The sequence below is a fragment of the Paraburkholderia sp. J10-1 genome, assembly GCF_905220165.1.
Taxonomy (GTDB): Bacteria; Pseudomonadota; Gammaproteobacteria; order Burkholderiales; family Burkholderiaceae; genus Paraburkholderia.
The window spans coordinates 13322-29033 of the sequence record NZ_CAJMYW010000002.1 but is presented as its reverse complement, the minus strand read 5'-3'; the positions used below and the strand labels follow the sequence as shown (position 1 = coordinate 29033).

Annotated in this window: 17 protein-coding genes; 7 read left to right on the top strand and 10 right to left on the bottom strand. The window is 66.5% G+C overall.

What is annotated here, in order from left to right; translation table 11 throughout:
- Positions 1-2: 2 nt before the first annotated feature.
- Complete coding sequence (locus U5A65_RS06970) at positions 3-1283, bottom strand: MFS transporter (protein WP_321945905.1); 1281 nt, start codon at positions 1281-1283, stop codon at positions 3-5.
- A 25-nt stretch (positions 1284-1308) separates the two neighbouring features.
- Positions 1309-2742: a M20 family metallopeptidase gene (locus U5A65_RS06965; protein WP_321938467.1), complete on the bottom strand. Its 1434-nt coding sequence runs from the start codon at positions 2740-2742 to the stop codon at positions 1309-1311.
- Between the two features lie 129 nt (positions 2743-2871).
- Here U5A65_RS06965 and U5A65_RS06960 point away from each other — a divergent pair, with 129 nt between their 5' ends.
- A complete protein-coding gene (locus U5A65_RS06960) occupies positions 2872-3771 on the top strand; it encodes a LysR family transcriptional regulator (RefSeq protein WP_321945904.1) in 900 nt (299 codons plus the stop codon).
- 12 nt (positions 3772-3783) lie between these two features.
- Here the strand turns inward: U5A65_RS06960 and U5A65_RS06955 are convergent, their stop codons facing one another.
- A complete protein-coding gene (locus U5A65_RS06955) occupies positions 3784-4365 on the bottom strand; it encodes a cytochrome b (protein WP_321945903.1) in 582 nt (193 codons plus the stop codon).
- Between the two features lie 264 nt (positions 4366-4629).
- Here U5A65_RS06955 and U5A65_RS06950 point away from each other — a divergent pair, with 264 nt between their 5' ends.
- Together U5A65_RS06950 and U5A65_RS06945 are read left to right on the top strand one after the other, a co-directional pair.
- Complete coding sequence (locus U5A65_RS06950; protein WP_321916026.1) at positions 4630-6111, top strand: methyl-accepting chemotaxis protein; 1482 nt, start codon at positions 4630-4632, stop codon at positions 6109-6111.
- Between the two features lie 169 nt (positions 6112-6280).
- Entirely contained in the window at positions 6281-6715 is a 435-nt protein-coding gene (locus tag U5A65_RS06945; protein ID WP_321916025.1) for a hypothetical protein, read from the top strand.
- 195 nt (positions 6716-6910) lie between these two features.
- Here the strand turns inward: U5A65_RS06945 and U5A65_RS06940 are convergent, their stop codons facing one another.
- Positions 6911-7606 carry an NADPH-dependent F420 reductase gene (locus U5A65_RS06940; protein WP_321938460.1) on the bottom strand — a complete coding sequence of 232 codons (696 nt, stop codon included), beginning with the start codon at positions 7604-7606 and terminating at the stop codon, positions 6911-6913.
- A gap of 103 nt (positions 7607-7709) precedes the next feature.
- Here U5A65_RS06940 and U5A65_RS06935 point away from each other — a divergent pair, with 103 nt between their 5' ends.
- Positions 7710-8675, top strand: coding sequence for a LysR family transcriptional regulator (locus U5A65_RS06935; protein WP_321916023.1), 966 nt, complete (start codon positions 7710-7712; stop codon positions 8673-8675).
- Positions 8676-8716: 41 nt separating this feature from the next.
- On the opposite strand, the gene U5A65_RS06930 is transcribed toward U5A65_RS06935, so the two are convergent.
- Positions 8717-9550 (bottom strand): isocitrate lyase/phosphoenolpyruvate mutase family protein, encoded by an 834-nt coding sequence (locus U5A65_RS06930; RefSeq protein WP_321916022.1) that lies wholly within the window; start codon positions 9548-9550, stop codon positions 8717-8719.
- A 300-nt stretch (positions 9551-9850) separates the two neighbouring features.
- Between U5A65_RS06930 and U5A65_RS06925 the strand changes: the two genes are divergently transcribed.
- Complete coding sequence (locus U5A65_RS06925; protein WP_321916021.1) at positions 9851-10846, top strand: LacI family DNA-binding transcriptional regulator; 996 nt, start codon at positions 9851-9853, stop codon at positions 10844-10846.
- A 30-nt stretch (positions 10847-10876) separates the two neighbouring features.
- Here the strand turns inward: U5A65_RS06925 and U5A65_RS06920 are convergent, their stop codons facing one another.
- The gene (locus U5A65_RS06920) at positions 10877-11623 is read right to left on the bottom strand and encodes an IclR family transcriptional regulator (RefSeq protein ID WP_321945902.1); all 747 of its coding nucleotides are present in this window, start codon (positions 11621-11623) and stop codon (positions 10877-10879) included.
- A 201-nt stretch (positions 11624-11824) separates the two neighbouring features.
- Here U5A65_RS06920 and U5A65_RS06915 point away from each other — a divergent pair, with 201 nt between their 5' ends.
- The gene (locus U5A65_RS06915) at positions 11825-13012 is read left to right on the top strand and encodes a pyridoxal phosphate-dependent aminotransferase (RefSeq protein WP_321916019.1); all 1188 of its coding nucleotides are present in this window, start codon (positions 11825-11827) and stop codon (positions 13010-13012) included.
- On the opposite strand, the gene U5A65_RS06910 is transcribed toward U5A65_RS06915, so the two are convergent.
- The 3 genes from U5A65_RS06910 to U5A65_RS06900 all read right to left on the bottom strand — a co-directional run bounded on the left by U5A65_RS06910 (position 13009) and on the right by U5A65_RS06900 (position 14261).
- Complete coding sequence (locus U5A65_RS06910; protein ID WP_321916018.1) at positions 13009-13425, bottom strand: nucleotide triphosphate diphosphatase NUDT15; 417 nt, start codon at positions 13423-13425, stop codon at positions 13009-13011. The genes U5A65_RS06915 and U5A65_RS06910 overlap by 4 nt on opposite strands.
- A 99-nt stretch (positions 13426-13524) precedes the next feature.
- On the bottom strand, positions 13525-13758 hold the full coding sequence (locus U5A65_RS06905; protein ID WP_321938453.1) for a hypothetical protein: 234 nt from the start codon (positions 13756-13758) through the stop codon (positions 13525-13527).
- A 38-nt stretch (positions 13759-13796) separates the two neighbouring features.
- Complete coding sequence (locus tag U5A65_RS06900) at positions 13797-14261, bottom strand: Lrp/AsnC family transcriptional regulator (RefSeq protein WP_254320690.1); 465 nt, start codon at positions 14259-14261, stop codon at positions 13797-13799.
- 136 nt (positions 14262-14397) lie between these two features.
- Between U5A65_RS06900 and U5A65_RS06895 the strand changes: the two genes are divergently transcribed.
- Entirely contained in the window at positions 14398-15024 is a 627-nt protein-coding gene (locus U5A65_RS06895) for a LysE family translocator (protein ID WP_201697519.1), read from the top strand.
- An 89-nt stretch (positions 15025-15113) separates the two neighbouring features.
- Here U5A65_RS06895 and U5A65_RS06890 read toward each other — a convergent pair whose 3' ends face one another.
- The gene (locus tag U5A65_RS06890; protein WP_321916015.1) at positions 15114-15620 is read right to left on the bottom strand and encodes a DUF1993 domain-containing protein; all 507 of its coding nucleotides are present in this window, start codon (positions 15618-15620) and stop codon (positions 15114-15116) included.
- Positions 15621-15712 lie beyond the last annotated feature (92 nt).

Sequence of the window (15712 nt, the reverse complement as noted above, 5' to 3'; positions counted from 1 at the left end):
TTTTACGCGGTCGCCCGCTGTGCAACCGTGGCCGCGACCTTCACGCGGCTCACGTACGCCAGCGCGGACAAACTGATCATGGCGGTCGCGATCAGCCAGTAGCTCGGCGCGCTCTTGTCGCCGGTCGCACTCAGCATCCACGTGACGATGGCCGGCGTGAAGCCGCCGAATACGGTCACGCCGATGTTGTAGCCGATCGACATGCCGGTGGCGCGCGTCGCGGCCGGGAAAATCTCCGCCATGAGTGCGGGCACGGCGCCGAAATAGATGGATTTCAGCAGCGCCAGCCACGCAATCAGTACGAAGAGTGGCATCGCACTCGCGTGGCTGGTCGCCCAGGCGAAGCCCGGGTAGGCGCTCACGAGAAAGAGGAGCGCGACGCAGGTCATCTGTGTGCGCCGTCCGATACGGTCGGAAAGATGCCCCGCGAACGGCGTGACGACAGTGAGAATCACGCCGCCAGCCATCGTCGCCGCGAATCCGGTTGCCGCAGGCAGATGCAACTGGCGGATGGCGAACGTGGGAATGTACTGCAGCAGGTAGTTGACCGCTGTCGAGACCGTCATCAAGCCGATTGCCGTGAGCACGAGCCGCTTTTGGTGACCCAGTACTTCTCGCACGGGCGTTTCGGTACGCTCGGCGTGCTTGAAGTCCTCGGCGTCTTCAATGTAGCGGCGCAGGTAGAGACCCGCCGGGCCAATCAGCAGTCCGAAGAAGAACGGCAGACGCCACCCCCAGGCTGCGAGGTCGGCAGGCGCCATGAGGCGGGCGAGACCATAGCCGAACGAGGCCGCGAGCAGCGTGGCGAGCCCTTGCGTGGCGAACTGCCAGCTGGCGAGAAAGCCGCGCCGGTGTGGCGCATGCTCGATCAGCATGGCCGTGGAGGCGCCAAACTCGCCGCCCGCCGAAAAGCCCTGGATGAGCCGCGCGGCAAACACCGCGAGCGGCGCGGTCACGCCGATCGTTTCGTAGCCGGGTATCAGCGCGATGATCGCCGTGCCGACCATCATGAGGCTGACCGAGAGCATCAGCGCGGCCTTGCGTCCGCGGCGGTCGGCATAGGCGCCGAGCACCGCGCCGCCAAGCGGGCGCACGAGATACGACGCGCCGAACGTGCCGAACGTGAGCAGCATCGACACGGTTTCGTTGACGGCCGGAAAGAAATGCTTGCCGATGTACACCGCGAAGAACCCGTAAATGGCGATGTCGAACCATTCGAGCGCGTTGCCGGCGGAGGTGGCGATGACGAGCCTCGCAAGGCTCACGGGTTGCTTTGCTGACATGGCGGCGGGCACCTTTATGTGGTCTTCAGGCGAGGGCGTCGGTGGGTTGCGTCGATGCGCGCGTCCTGGCGAGACGCGCGGCGTCGTCGCCCAGGTCCCACCAGAGTCCGGCCATCACCGCGAGCGCCTCGCGCGCGACGGAGCCGAGCAGGTGTTCGTTCGGCGCGTGCTGCGCGCAAGCCGGATACGAGTGCGGGACCCACAGCGTCGGCAGTCCGAGCGTGTACGCGAAGACGTCGTTGGGCACCGTGCCGCCGAGGTTCGGCAACAGCGCGGGCTTCTTGCCCGTCGACGCGCGCAGCGAGTCGAGCGCCCAATGCACCCAGGCGTCGTCGGGGTCGAGCCGCGTGGCAGCGGAGGTCTGCGTGACACGCACTTGCACGTCGTCAAAACCAAGCCGCGCGAAGTGCGCTTCGAGATGCTCGCCCACGCGCGCGGCGTCCGTGCCCACCACGAAGCGCAACTGGCAGGTGGCCTTGGCCGTGGGCGGGATCGCGTTGACGGGCGCATCGGGATTGCCGGTCTTGAACGCGAGCACTTCGAGCGTGTTCCAGGCGATCACGCGTTCGGTGGGCGTGAGGCCGGGCTCGCCCCAGTTGGGATCGATCGCGGGGGCGTCGTCGTCGCCGCCGAGCACAATGTCGGCGAGTGCTTCGCGCACGCTGGCCGGCACCGGCGGCGGACGCAACCCGTCCACGACGATGGCGCCGCGCCGGTCGACAAGGCTCGCGATCGCGTGCGAGAGCACGACACCCGGATTGCGCAGCGCGCCGCCCCAGTTGCCCGAGTGATGCGCGCCCTTGCGCAGATCGACAAGCAGTTCGAACGTCACGCCGCCGCGCGAGCCGAGGAAGAGCGTGGGCCGCTCGGCCAGCACGCGCGGGCCGTCCGAGGCGATGAACACGTCTGCCGCGAGTGCTTCGCGATTGGCGGCGCACACGGCGTCGAGACCCGGCGAGCCGATTTCCTCGCCGGTTTCGAAGATCAGCTTCACGTTGTAGCCGAGCTTGCCGCCGCGCGCGTCCAGCACCGCGGCGAGGGCCGCGAAGTTCACCGAGTGCTGGCCCTTGTTGTCGGCGGTGCCGCGACCATACCAGCGGTCGCCTTCCACCGTGACGCTCCAGGGCGCGAGACCTTCGCGCCACTGTTCGTCGTAGCCGCGCACGACGTCGCCGTGGCCGTAGGTCAGCACGCTCGGCAGCGCGGGGTCTTCGATGCGCTCGGCGATCAGAAACGGCGCGCGCGAGCTGGCGGGATTCTCGACCACGCGGCAAGTGAAGCCGAGCGGCGTGAGGGAAGGCATTACCTCGTCCGCGAGATAGGCGACGAGCGCACGGGCCTGCTCGGGATTCTGGCTTTCGGTGCGAAAGCCCACGCGGCGCTGGAGGTCGGTGAAGAACGCGCCGGAGTCGTAAGCGCGCAAGGCGCGGTCGATGGCGGTTTGTCGGGTCTCGTTCAAAAGGGCTCCTCTCATGCCTGGGTGCGGGGAATGAAAGCAGTCTAGGAACGCCAAAAATTCGCAACAATTTCAAAATTTGCGGATAGCATTGCCAAAATGGCAACGCACGTACACTGAACGGATACGCCGATGCTTCATGGAATCGCCTTGCGCTACTTCGTCGAGGTCGCGCGCACGGGGTCGCTGGCGGCGGCTTCGGAAAACCTGCACGTCGCCGTATCGGCGATCAGCCGCCAGATCAGCAAGCTGGAGGAGGACGTGGGCACGGCGCTCTTCGAGCGCATGCCGCGCGGCATGGTGCTGACCGAATCGGGCGAACGGCTGGCCGAGCACGCGCGGCGCGCGCTGCTGGAGGGCGACGCGGTGCTCGCCGAGATCGCCACGGCCAAGGCGCTCGGGCACGGCATCGTGCGCATCGGCTGCACGGAGGGCTTTACGCGCTCGTTCCTGCCCCACGTGCTCGCGCAACATCACGCCACGGCGCCGCACGTGCATTTCAATCTGCGCTCGGGCACGCCGTCGCAGGTCGAGCAGTGGGTCGCCATGGGCGAGGCCGATCTGGGGCTCGCGTTTTCGAGCGGCGATCCGGCGAAGGTCTACGTGCAGTACAGCGCACAGGCGCCGGTCTGTGCGCTGCTCGATCCGGAGCATCCGCTCGCGCAACGCGACTCGCTGACGCTCGCGGACCTGCGCGAGTATCCCGTCGCGCTGCTCGAACGCGGCAACACGGCCCGGCAGTTATTCGACGAGTGCTGCGCGCGCCATGGCATCAAGCTCGAGCCTATTCTCACGAGCAACAATTCGAGCGCCTTGCATGCGTTCGCGGCGCTGGCCGGCGCGATCACGCTCGGCAGCCGGCTTTCGCTTGCGGGCCTCGCGGACGATCTTTCGCTCGTGGCGAAGCGCTTCGACGAGCCGACGCTCAACCAGCGCAATCTGTGCGTGATGACGATGCGCGAGCGGCGGTTATCACGCCCTGTCGAAGGTGTGCTAAGCGCGTTGATCACGGCGATCGAACAAGCGCTGTGAGGACTCGGGGCATCAGCGCTTTCCGGCGCGCCCCGTCATGCGGCCGAGGATGTCCACGCGCTGCACCAGTTGATGGTAGATCACCGCGAGCACGTGCCCGGCGATCAGCACGTACGTGAGATACGCGAGCCAGTAGTGAACCTTCGAGCCGAGATGGCCGAGCGCCTTGTCTGCCGGCACGACGGCGGGCACCTGAAACAGCCAGAACCAGTTCACCGGATGGCCGCCGCCATACGAGTTGAGATATCCACTGATCGGCATGGCTAAGAGAATCAAATACAGCAAGCCATGGCCGATATGCGCGAGCTTCCGCTCGAAGGCCGGAATGCGCTGCGGCAGCGGCGGTGCGGTGCCCGAAAGCCGCGTCACCACGCGGATCAGCGTGAGCAGCAGGACGGTCATGCCAATCGATTTGTGGAAAGTCATCCAACTGCCGCGCGACGGGTCGTGGCGGTCCATCGTCGTCATGTACCACGCCACTGGGATCACCACGAACATGCAAAGCGCGGTCAGCCAATGCAGCACGCGCAGCGTCAGGCTGTATGCCGGGGCTGCGAAGGAAAACGCAGAAACAGAGTGCGGAGTTCGGGACATGGTCGAGGCCTTTTAAAGGTCGGATCGACAAAGCCTGCCACAAAAATGCCGCTGCGGAGCGTCTCCCGCGAGTGCGGTTTTGTTAGGCCTCGTTACAACGCCGGCCTTCAAAAATGAATGTAGATGATAAGTCAACCATAAATTCTCAATGGATTTCCCTTATGTAGACATCAATTAGCCTGCCGATAACTGCGAAGATGTGATTCGATCTGTCTGCTGCGCCCCAATCGTAAGTTGAATTGTCAATCAGGAGTCGGGAATCCCATGTCCAGCAGTTTCGCAGAAGCCCCGTTCGACGGGGCGTACGCTCCGGCCAGTGCCGCCCGCCGGGCAGCGGTCGTCGAGAGCCCGCTCATGAATGCGCGCAAACGCGCCGATCGCGCTTGCGCGCTGGTCAACTGGATTCTTCTGGCGGGGGCCTTGGGTGTCGGCTGGCACTTCAACGCACTCGCGCCCGTGCTCGTCGTCGGGCTGCCGCTCGCGCTCGTTTCCACCGTGCTCGCGCTTGCCTTGCCAGGCCTCAAGATCACCAGAATGGGTTCCGCACTGACCTTCATGGGCGGCGCGGCCCTGTTGATCGACGTGGGAGGCGGGCAGGACGAGTTTCACTTCGTGGTGTTCATCCTCCTTTCGCTGCTGCTCGCGTATCGCGACGTGCAGGTCGTCCTGCTCGCGACCGCTTTCATCTCCGTTCAGCAACTCGCGTTCAACTACTTGCAGGCGTGGGGCTGGCCCGTCAGGGTCTTTTCGCAAACGGGTTTCGACGTCGTGGCGCAGCACTGGGCGTTTCTCTGGCTTCAAACCTTGTTTATCGCGGCGATTTCGGCGCGCCAGGAGCGCGACGCCAATATCGCGGGCGAACTCGCGGCCATGTCGGAGGGGATCGGGCAGGCGTCGGGCTACATCACGCTGGGCGAGCAAGCGAGCCGGCCGTCGAGCGACGTGGCCGGCGCTTTTCACGCCACGCTGGCGGCCGTGCGCAAGACGCTGCTGCAGGTGCGTGACAGCGTGGGTGAGGTTTCGGAGTCGGTTGCCGGCACCAGCGCGCGCAATGCCGTGCTTTCGGATCGGACCGAGCAGCAGCGCCGTTCGCTCGAAAGCATGGTCGCGGCCATGGAGCAGCTCAAGCAAAGCGTGCACGAGAGCGTCGATCACGCCATGGCGGCCAGCGCGCTGGCGGACTCGGCGAGCGAGGTCGCGTCCCGCGGGCGCGGGGCGATCAAGGCGGTGATCGATACGATGGGCGACATTTATCGCTCGTGCGACCGCATTACCGACATCATCGGCGTGATCGACGGCATCGCGTTCCAGACCAACATTCTTGCGCTCAACGCGTCGGTCGAGGCCGCGCGCGCGGGCGATCAGGGGCGAGGGTTCGGCGTGGTGGCGGAGGAGGTCCGCACGCTGGCTCAGCGCAGCGCCGCCGCCGCGAAGGAGATCCGGGCGCTGATTGGCGAGTCGGTCGAGCGCGCGCGCACGGGCAATGGCCTCGTCGAAAGCGCGGGCAACACGGTGGGCCAGGTGCTCGAGGGCGTCACACGGCTGTCGTCCATCGTTCACGAGATGGCGACTGCCGCCGGCGCGCAGCGCGCGGGCATCGACCAGATGGGCGAGAACATCGCCGGTATCGACGTGGCGATACGCGAGAACGCGGCGCACGTTGCCGACACCGTCGAGCAGGTCAGGCAGCAGCATCGCCAGACCGAACTCCTCGCCAGCGCGGTCCAGGTGTTCAGGCTCGATTGAGTGCCACATCGCGTCGCATTTTCGGGGCGCGACCGCGAAGTTCGAGCAGGGGTCCGTTCCGTCGGACTATTTTGTTACACCTCTTACGGCGCTTGGCCAGTGGCGTTACAAAGACCTTTCACATTGGCCGCTATACTCGGTTCCGTCTCAAAAACGTAAGAGAACAACTATGTCGAAGAAACTCATCCAGATGGTTGCCGTTGCTGCGCTGACTGCTGCGGCCTCGCTGCCGGCGCTGGCCGGCGATATGAACAACGCACTGGGTGGCGCGCTTGGCGGCGTCGCCGGCGCGGCTTTGGGTGGCGCAGTGGGCGGCAGCACCGGCGCCGTGATCGGCGGCGCGGTGGGTGGCGGCGCGGGTGGCGCGGTCACTTCGAATCGTCGCGAGCGCACGGGCGCCATCATCGGCGGCGCGCTCGGCGGCGGCGCGGGCACGGCGGCGGGCAACGCCATGGGCGGCCGCACCGGCGGCCTGATTGGCGCAGCGGTGGGCGGCGGCGCAGGTTCGGCGCTCGGCGGCAATATCTCGCGTTCGAACTCCTACGCCGACGACTATTCGCGCGGCTATCACGGCAAGCGCCACAAGCACCGTCACTACGACTAAGCACAGCTTGCAAGGCGCAGCGGCTGCTGCGCCTCGTTGTTTCGCGCCGCCGCATCCGGTGGCGCACGCCGGGCCGTTCTGGCCCGCGCGTCACTTCCTCTTGGCTTGAGCCTGACGTCATCCGCATGCCGGGTGATGACGCCTTCGTGCCATTTGATTCGGTATGCCAGGCAATCGTCAAGACTTCAGCATGCGTCATTCCGGCCGCGGTTTGCGTCGCCATGAGCCATGCGGCAGTTCCTTGTCGCGCTCGGCGGCGGCAAGCGCGGCGCGCAGTTGCGTGCGGTTCAGTGGAATGCAATAGGCCGGTTTGGCGCGCTCGAAGCGCCAGCTGTCGGCGAGCGCACCCGTGTCGAGCGCGTCGAAATCGAGCTGCGCATGCAACGCGGCCACGAGCGCCTTCGCCTGCCCATCGTCTCCGGCAACGGGCAGCGCGCGGCGCCCGCCCTCGACAGGCGGCCGCTCTTCGCGCGGCAGGTCGTACGCGAGAATCGCATTGAACGCCTTGACCACACGTGCGCCATTCAGGTGCTGCGCAACGTGCTCGCTCGTGGCGGCGCGGTATTCGTCGAACGCGGCGATGGCGCCGTCGCGCGCCGGGTAGTAGTTCATGGTGTCGATGACGACTTTACCGGCGAGTGTTTCGACCGGTATCTCGCCGAGCGCGGACAGCGGCAGCGCCACGATCACGATCTCGCCGAAGGCAGTGGCCTCCTCCAGCGTGCCGATACGGCAACCCAGCGCTGCCGCCTCTTCCGTGCGCGCCTCGGGATGACGCGACGAGAGCATGACCTCATGCCCCGCCTGCACGAGCAGTTTGCCTAGCGTCGAGCCGATCTCGCCCGCGCCGAGAATGCCGACAGCCAATCGATGTTCACGATGTTCGTTCATGGGAATCCCCGAGTTTCGTCATGGAGACCTCAGCGTAGCGCCGAAACTCCCGTGCGATAATCGGCTATCCAGGCGAAACACTTGAAATGGCGGGTTTCTAATCGTGGACAAATTGACCAGCATGACCGTGTTCGTGAAGACGGCCGAATCCGGTTCGTTCACGGCGGCGGCGCGCATGCTCGCGATGACGCCGCAGATGGCGGGCAAGCACGTCGACGCGCTGGAAAAGACGTTAGGCGTGCGCCTGCTCCAGCGCTCGACGCGCAAGCACGCACTCACGGAAGCGGGCCGCGCCTATTTCGAAGCCTGCCGGCGTGTGCTCGACGAGGCGGCGGCGGCGGATGCCGTCGCGCTCGCGCAAACCGCCCACCCGCAAGGCACGCTGCGCGTGACGGCGCCCGTTTCGTTCGGCGCTTTTCGGCTTGCGCATGAAATCAAGGCCTTTCTCGCGGATTGCCCGGACGTGAAAGTCGATCTCGTGCTGAGTGACCGGCAGTTCGATCTCTTGCAGGACGGGTTCGATGTCGCGTTTCGCATTGGCGCGCTGCCCGATTCGCAACTGGTCGCGCGAGCGCTCGCGCCCTATCGGCTCGTGCCGTGCGCCGCGCCGTCCTATCTCGCCGCGCATGGCACGCCGGCGCATCCGCGCGAACTCGCGCAGCACGTGTGCCTCGATTACGCGTTCGACAGCTTTCCGGCGCCCCAAACGTGGATCTTCAAGGACGGCGACACGCAGATCGAAGTCGAGCCGCGCGGCCAGCTGCGCAGCAACGACACGCGCGCGCTGATCGCGGCGGCGGAAGCAGGCGTGGGCATCGTGCTCGCGGGCGAGCCGAACCTGGCGCCTTCGGTGGCGGCGGGGCGGCTCGTGCCGCTGCTCGAGGCGTACGCCGCGCCGGTGCGGCCCATGCATCTGCTTTACGCGGATCGCCGCGCGCAGGCGCCCAAGCAGCGCGCGTTCGTGGCGTGGGCGCTGGCGTGCTTTGGCGGGGCGGGCAACGTCACCGGCACGCGGGCGGCGCCGGTGTCACCTCGCGTTCGTCGTTCCGCGCGCAAGCCGCGTGCATAGCTCACATCGCCCACATCGCCCACATCGCGCACGCAGCGTAGTCAGGCCTCGCTGCGGAAGGCGGCGTTGAGCGTCGCGCCGGGCGCCGCGCCTTCGAAGCCGTCGAAACGCCCTTCGGTGAGCCGTTGAGCCGCGTGCATGAAAGCGCCCCATGCGGTGCGGGCGAGCGCACCGCCAACGCTCACGCGGCGCACGCCGAGTGCGGCGAGATCGTCCAGCGTGAAGGCCGACTTCGCACCGATCAGCACGTTCACCGGCTTCGGCGCGACTGCGCTCACGACGGCCACGATCTGCTCGCGTGTCTGGATGCCGGGCGCGTAGAGGCAGTCCGCGCCCGCCGCTGCATACGCCTGCAAGCGCGCGATGGCGTCGTCGAGGTCGGGCACGCCCGCCACGAAGTTCTCGGCGCGGCCAACGAGCAAGGTGTCGCCGCCACGCGCATCGATAGCGCGGCGAGCGGCCCGCATGCGCTCGACAGCCACCTCGATCGGCAGCAGCGGTGCTGCGTCGTCGCCAGTCGAGTCTTCCACGGAAAGCCCGGCGACACCGGTCTCGACGGCGAGGCCCACGCTTGCTTCGACGCCTGCGGGATCTGCGCCGAAGCCGCTTTCGAAGTCGGCGTTCACAGGCAGGTCGGTGGCCGCGACGATCTCGCGCAGGTGCGCGAGGATCGCGTCGCGCGGCAGGGTGTTGTCGGCATGGCCGCGCGACCATGCGAACCCGGAGCTGGTGGTCGCGAGCGCCTTGAAGCCGAGGCCCTGGAGGTAGCGCGCGCTGCCCACGTCCCACGGGTTCGGCAGTACGAAGCAACCGGCGGCATGGAGTGCGCGAAATTCGGCGCGTTTCTCGGCAATGGTGCGGGCGGGTCCTGACATGGCAAGTCTCCTCCTGGCTCGTGGTGGGCGGCGGGCGTGTGCGCGGGAATGCGCATTCTGTCGCGCCGGTCTTCGATTGTGACCGAATTTACGGATTTCCGAGTCGGGCGGCACACGCTTGCACAGCAAGTTCGTGTAAAGATCAGGATGGCGAATTAAATGAACGCCTACGAAAACGATCACATTCAGCGGCGCGAAACGAGGAAAAGAAAGGCGCAGCCGTTATGATATGCGTTCTTTTTATTTTGCCGTCCAGCCGCGATGTCCAAAACCAGCGCTCCGAAAGCCTCGCCGCCCCGCATGTCCGATGTCGCCCGTCTTGCGGGCGTTTCGAAGATGACGGTGTCCCGCGTGATGGCGGGGCGCAGCGCGTCGGAGGCGACACGCGAGCGCGTGCAGCGCGCCATCGACGAACTGGGTTACGTGGCCGACGCGGCGGCCGGCGCGCTCTCCTCTGGGCGCTCGTCGTTTGTCGCCGTGCTCGTGCCGTCGCTTTCGAGTTCCAACTTCTCGGACACCGTGAGCGGCCTTACGGCCGTGCTCGAGCCGCAGGGGCTCGAACTGCTGATCGGCGACACCGACTACTTCCTCGACCGCGAGGAACGACTCGTGCGCCAGATGCTGCGCCACCAGCCGCGCTGCATTGCGCTCACGGGCGCGCAGCATACGGACGCCACGCGCACGCTGCTGCAGCGCTCGGGCGTGCCGGTCGTCGAGATGTGGGACTTGCCCGCGGAGCCGATCGACATGGCCGTGGGCTTTTCCAACGTGAGCGCGGCGCGCGAGATGGTGCGCTATCTCGCGGACAAGGGCCATCGCCGCATTGGTTTTCTTGGTGGCGCGGGCGATCTGGACCGGCGCGGCCTCGACCGCCTCAAGGGCTATCAGATGGAGATGAAGGCGCTCGGGCTCGACAGGCACCGCGTCGTGCAACTGGGCGGCTCGCCGGTCACGATGAGCCACGGCGCGCCTGCCATGGCCGAGCTGCTCGAGCGTTGGCCCGACACAGAGGCCGTGATGTGCGTGAGCGACATGTCGGCGTTCGGCGCGATTATGGAGTGCCAGCGGCGCGGCCTGAGCGTGCCCCGCGATATGGCGGTCGCGGGCTTCGGCAACTTCGAGATCGCGGAGTGCTGCTATCCGGCGATCACCACGATTTCGGTCGATGCCTACGGCATTGGCCAGCGCACGGGCGAGGCGATCGTCGCCGCCCTCGCGGCAGCGGACGGTGCGAGCGCGCAGCATCCCGTGAAAACGCGCATTCAATACACGGTCGTGCCGCGCCAGAGCGCTTGAGCACGCGAGCGCGCGGCAGCGTTAGCGTCGTCACAGCCCCTTGGCGATGCGCTGCGCCATCTCGACCACCGCGATGGCCAGGCGCTTTTCGCGGCGCGCATCGAGCCGCTCCAGCGGCAGGCTCGCGCTGACCGCCACGCGCTTGCCGAGCGCCGTCACGCCCACGAACGCCGCGAAACACGCAATCCCCGCCGTCACTTCTTCCCGCTCGTGCGCAAGGCCGGAGCGGCGTATCGCGGCGAGCGCCGCAAGCAGGTCCGGCTTGCGCGTGATGGTGTTGGCCGTCACGGCGGGAAGCTGGCGCGGCAGGATCGCGCCGACCTCTTCATCGGGCAGGCTGGCGAGCAGCGCCTTGCCCAGCGCGCAGCAGTGCGCGGGCAGCCGCGAGCCGAGATCGGAGATGAGACGTACGGGCCGCGCGGGGTCTTCGCGCGCGAGATACACGACTTCGGCGCCATCCAGCACGGCAAGCTGAACGACTTCGTTATGCGTCGCGACGAACACGGTCGCCTCCTGGCGGAACACTTCCTGGAGCCGGTCGTGCCGCACGTAGGCGCTGCCGAGTTCGAACAGCGTGAGGCCGACGATATAGCCGTCGGCGCGTTTTTCGATCCAGCGCCGGCGTTCGAGCGAGTCGAGCATCAGGTAGAGCGTGCTGCGCGAAAGGCCGGTGGCCTGCGCGATGGCCGACGCGCGCAGCGGGCCTTTTGCGTGAGCGAGCACGTCGAGAATATCGTGTATGCGCCGCAGCGCCGGGACTTCGTAAGGTGAGGACATGGAGCTGCGCGCCGCAAATAAGATCATCCAGCAGGCTGGAAATACTAACATCACGTTGGACACGTGCATGAGCGCGTCGACATTTCTCAGCGGCATCGTTCCTTGGTATCGTTGCAGACGCGTTGCACACACGAATCAACAGGAACGGTTTGAATGCCCAGGCGCGCGATGCGCGCCGCATGTTCGGGAGAGTCGCGGAAGATGAAGTATTCGAATCTGGTCGAGCGGTTGCAGGGCCGTCGCACGACGGCGTGGGAGATCCATCACGCGGCGGTGCAGGCCGCTGCGCGGGGCGAGGACGTGATCGTGCTGAGCGTGGGCGACCCCGACTTCGGCACGCCCGCGCCCATCGTCGAGCGCGCCGTGGCCGCGCTGCGCGAAGGCGATACGCACTACTCGGCCATCATGGGCCGCGAGCCGCTGCGCGAGGCGATTGCGCGCGAGCACGCACTGCAAAGCGGGCGCGCGGTCGGTGCGCAGAACGTGATTCTCTGCGCGGGGGCGCAGAACGGTTTGTTCGCCTCGTCGCTCTGTTTGCTGGAAGCCGGCGACGAAGTGCTCGTGCCCGAGCCGATGTACCTGACCTACGAGGCCGCGATTCGCGCGTCGGGCGCCACGCTCGTGCCGGTGCCCGTCGATCCGGAGACCGGCTTTCATCTCGACTGCGACGGACTCGAGGCCGCCGTCACGACGCGCACTCGCGCGATCTTCTTCGCGACGCCGTGCAACCCCACCGGCGCGGTGATGCCGCGCGCGCACCTCGAACGCGTCGCGCAATTAGCCCGGCGGCACGACCTGTGGGTGCTCTCCGACGAGGTTTATGCCGACCTCACGTTCGAGCGCGAGCACGTGAGCATCGCCGCGCTCGACGGCATGGCGGAGCGTACGGTCACGCTCGGCAGCCTCTCGAAGTCGCATGCCATGCCGGGCTGGCGCCTTGGTTGGGTAATCGCGCCGGAAACGATGATCGCGCATCTGGCGCGGCTCGCGCTCTGCATGCTGTACGGGCTGCCCGGCTTCATTCAGGAGGCGGCAATCACGGCGCTCGACAACCGTGCGCAGATTGTCGCGCAGATGCGCGAGATCTATCGCCGCCGGCGCGACATCGTCTACGAGCGGCTGGCGGGCGTGCCGGGACTCAAGTGCCTGTTGCCGGAAGCGGGCATGTTCATGATGATCGACATTCGCGGCACGGGCCTCGACACGCAGGCGTTCACCTGGCAGCTTTTCGAGGCGCAGAAGGTGTCCGTGCTCGACGCGAGCGCGTTCGGGGAAACCGCAAACGGCTATGTGCGGCTGGGTTTCGTCGTGGACGAAGCGAGGCTCGTCGAGGCCTGTGAGCGTATTGCGGCCTTTGTGCAGGAGCGCGCTGCCGCCGCGGCGCGCTAGCGGGCTTCGCAGCGGGTTTCAAAGTACAGGCGGGTGGGCTCGAATAGTTCGGCAGGCAACGCGTCGCGCGTGAACCACGCCCACCGCGCGCACTTATCGGGCTCGGCGACAACCGGCGTGCCCGCCGCGGCAGCCTCGACGAACAGTGTCACATGGCGCACGCGGCCGGCTTCGAGCCAGCCGCTGGCCCAGCCTGCTGCGTGCGCCTCGATCAGTTCCAGGCCGGTTTCCTCGCGCAGCTCGCGCGCGGCCGCGGCGAGCGGATCTTCGCCGGGGTCGACCTTGCCGCCGGGGAAGGCCCACGTGTCGCGTCCCCATGTGCTTTTGCGCAGGCCGAGCAGCCACGCGTCGCCGTTGCGTACGACGACGCCCACGCCGAGCACGGTGACGGCAACGCCGATGTCATCAGTCATGTTTTGCGGATATTGATTGGGAATCCGAATTGTTTGGGAAATCGATCGTTCGCTGCGCACTCGTCAGACTAGCGGGGCGCGCAGCGAACCCGTGCCGATTCAACGCTCGCCGTCGAGCAGGTCGTTGAGCATTTCGTCGAAGGCGGCCTGGGCGTCTTCCAGTTCCTGGAGCGCCATATCGAAGGTCTGCAGCGCGAATTGCGACGGACGGCCGTCGCCTTCCGGCGGAAACTGCGACTGCAGCGAGGTAAACGCCGACTTCACGCGCTGGGTCGCGGTCAGCACGCGCTCCATGGCGGCGGCTTCTTCGGCTCGTGCCTGTTCTGGGTTCATCGAAAGCTCCGTTCTTACGTGTTTGATGTTGGGTGTGTTCAGGGCAGGGGCAGTCCGCCCTCCGCCTTCACTTCGCGCAGCGACAGCGCCGATTCGACCGACGTGACGCCGGGCAAGCTGCGCAACTGGTCGCGCATGAAGGTGCCGTAGTCGTCGAGATCGCGGGCCACCACCTGCAAAATATAGTCCGCCGTGCCGGATACGTTGTGGCACGACAGAATGCGCTCGATCGCCAGCACCTCGCGCTCGAAGCGGTCGGCAAGCGCGCGGTCGTGCACGGCAAAGCGCACCGAGACGAATCCCACCACGCCGTAGCCGAGCGCACGGCGCGAGAGCACGGCCCGGTAACGCTCGATATAGCCGTCCTGTTCGAGACGCTTGAGGCGCCGCGCGCAGGGCGTTTCGCTCAGGCCGACGGTTTCGGCGAGCCGCGCGTTCGGCATGCGACCGTCGGTTTGCAGCGCGCCGAGTATCGCCCGGTCGAGTTTGTCGAGGTCGCTCATGGCAGGGAGGGGAGTTCTGGTGAGGATTCGGAAATCTTAGCGCATTCCACTAATCTCTGGTGTGCGTGGTATGAAAAACGCCAGAAATCGCTCTGCATGTAGCGGCAAGATAGAGCCTCTTTCACACGAGGCAAACATGATTTCCGCCCACCTGCTGTTGATGTTCATCGTCGCCCTGATTATTGTCTGCGCGCTGCCCGGCGCCGACATGGCGCTCGTGATGCAGACCAGCATGAGCCGCGGCACGCGCAGCGGCTTCGCGGCGGCCTGCGGCCTCGCGCTCGCACGCGCGACCCACGTGACGCTTTCCGCCTGCGGCCTCGCGGCCTTGCTGCGCAACGCGCCGTGGCTTTATGAAGTGGTGCGCTACGTGGGCGCGGCGTATCTCACATGGATCGCCGTGCAGATCTTCCGCGCGCCGGCGTTCGCCATGCCGGAACAGGAAGGGGTGGCCGTGGCGCGGCCGCGCCGTGCCGATTTCACCAAGGGGTTGCTAACGAACCTGCTGAACCCGAAGGCGCTGCTGTTCTGCTCGGTGTTGCTGCCGCAGTTCATCCGGCCGGAGGCGGGCTCGGTCTGGCTGCAGGTTTCGGTGCTGGGCGTGTTGCTGGTGGCCGTATGTGCGCTCTTCGACGTGATCTACGTGCTGGGCGCCGCGCGCATCGCCGTATGGCTGCGCCGCCATCCGCTCGCGCAAACGGTCCAGAAGTGGGCGTTCTCGTCCGCGTTGATCGGCTTCGCGCTGCGGCTCTCGCTCGATTGATGCTTCTGGCGTGCAGGACGGTCGTGTGAAGGCGTGCGGCGCGCAAGGCGCCGCACGCTTTTTTATGGCTCGCGTTTTAGCGCCGCGCGTTAGCGCGCGCCCAGGTAGTCGAGCTTGCCCAGCTCCACGCCGTTGTGGCGCAGGATGTCATAGGCCGTGGTGACATGGAAGAAGAAGTTGGGCAGCACGAAGCCTAGCAGATAGCTCTGGCCCGTGAATTCGATCGGACCGGTGCGCATCTTGAGCGTGATGCTGCGCGCTTCCGTGCCGTCGATCTGCTCCGGCTTGAACGTATTCAGATAGTCGATGGTCTTCTGGAGACGCGCGTGCAACTCGTCGAACGTGACTTCGACATCTTCGAACTTCGGGGGCTCCACACCGGCGAGGCGCGCGGCGCAGCCCTTTGCCGTGTCGGTGGCGATGTAGATCTGGCGCGTGAGCGGCAGCATGTCGGGGAAGAGCCGTGCGCCCGTCAGCACGGAGGGGTCGATCTGCTTTTCCGCCGCGTGTGCCTGCGCCTTGCCGATGATGTTCTGCAGATTGGTGAGGCCGCGCACGAGCACGGGCACCGATGCTTGATACATGGAAATGGACATGGGGTTTCCTCGTTTCTTCGAATGCGCGCGATGCGCTCCGCTTTGGAGCTGACCGGGCGGCCCATTATGCGCTATCGCGTCGCGTGCTGCCA

Bases quoted from the DNA above. Each gene is read 5' to 3' on its own strand.
- U5A65_RS06970 (WP_321945905.1), bottom strand. From the start codon at position 1,283: ATGTCAGCAAAGCAACCCGTGAGCCTTGCGAGGCTCGTCATCGCCACC.
- U5A65_RS06960 (WP_321945904.1), top strand. From the start codon at position 2,872: ATGCTTCATGGAATCGCCTTGCGCTACTTCGTCGAGGTCGCGCGCACG.
- U5A65_RS06955 (WP_321945903.1), bottom strand. From the start codon at position 4,365: ATGTCCCGAACTCCGCACTCTGTTTCTGCGTTTTCCTTCGCAGCCCCG.
- U5A65_RS06950 (WP_321916026.1), top strand. From the start codon at position 4,630: ATGTCCAGCAGTTTCGCAGAAGCCCCGTTCGACGGGGCGTACGCTCCG.
- U5A65_RS06945 (WP_321916025.1), top strand. From the start codon at position 6,281: ATGTCGAAGAAACTCATCCAGATGGTTGCCGTTGCTGCGCTGACTGCT.
- U5A65_RS06940 (WP_321938460.1), bottom strand. From the start codon at position 7,606: ATGAACGAACATCGTGAACATCGATTGGCTGTCGGCATTCTCGGCGCG.
- U5A65_RS06930 (WP_321916022.1), bottom strand. From the start codon at position 9,550: ATGTCAGGACCCGCCCGCACCATTGCCGAGAAACGCGCCGAATTTCGC.
- U5A65_RS06925 (WP_321916021.1), top strand. From the start codon at position 9,851: ATGTCCGATGTCGCCCGTCTTGCGGGCGTTTCGAAGATGACGGTGTCC.
- U5A65_RS06920 (WP_321945902.1), bottom strand. From the start codon at position 11,623: ATGTCCTCACCTTACGAAGTCCCGGCGCTGCGGCGCATACACGATATT.
- U5A65_RS06915 (WP_321916019.1), top strand. From the start codon at position 11,825: ATGAAGTATTCGAATCTGGTCGAGCGGTTGCAGGGCCGTCGCACGACG.
- U5A65_RS06910 (WP_321916018.1), bottom strand. From the start codon at position 13,425: ATGACTGATGACATCGGCGTTGCCGTCACCGTGCTCGGCGTGGGCGTC.
- U5A65_RS06905 (WP_321938453.1), bottom strand. From the start codon at position 13,758: ATGAACCCAGAACAGGCACGAGCCGAAGAAGCCGCCGCCATGGAGCGC.
- U5A65_RS06900 (WP_254320690.1), bottom strand. From the start codon at position 14,261: ATGAGCGACCTCGACAAACTCGACCGGGCGATACTCGGCGCGCTGCAA.
- U5A65_RS06895 (WP_201697519.1), top strand. From the start codon at position 14,398: ATGATTTCCGCCCACCTGCTGTTGATGTTCATCGTCGCCCTGATTATT.
- U5A65_RS06890 (WP_321916015.1), bottom strand. From the start codon at position 15,620: ATGTCCATTTCCATGTATCAAGCATCGGTGCCCGTGCTCGTGCGCGGC.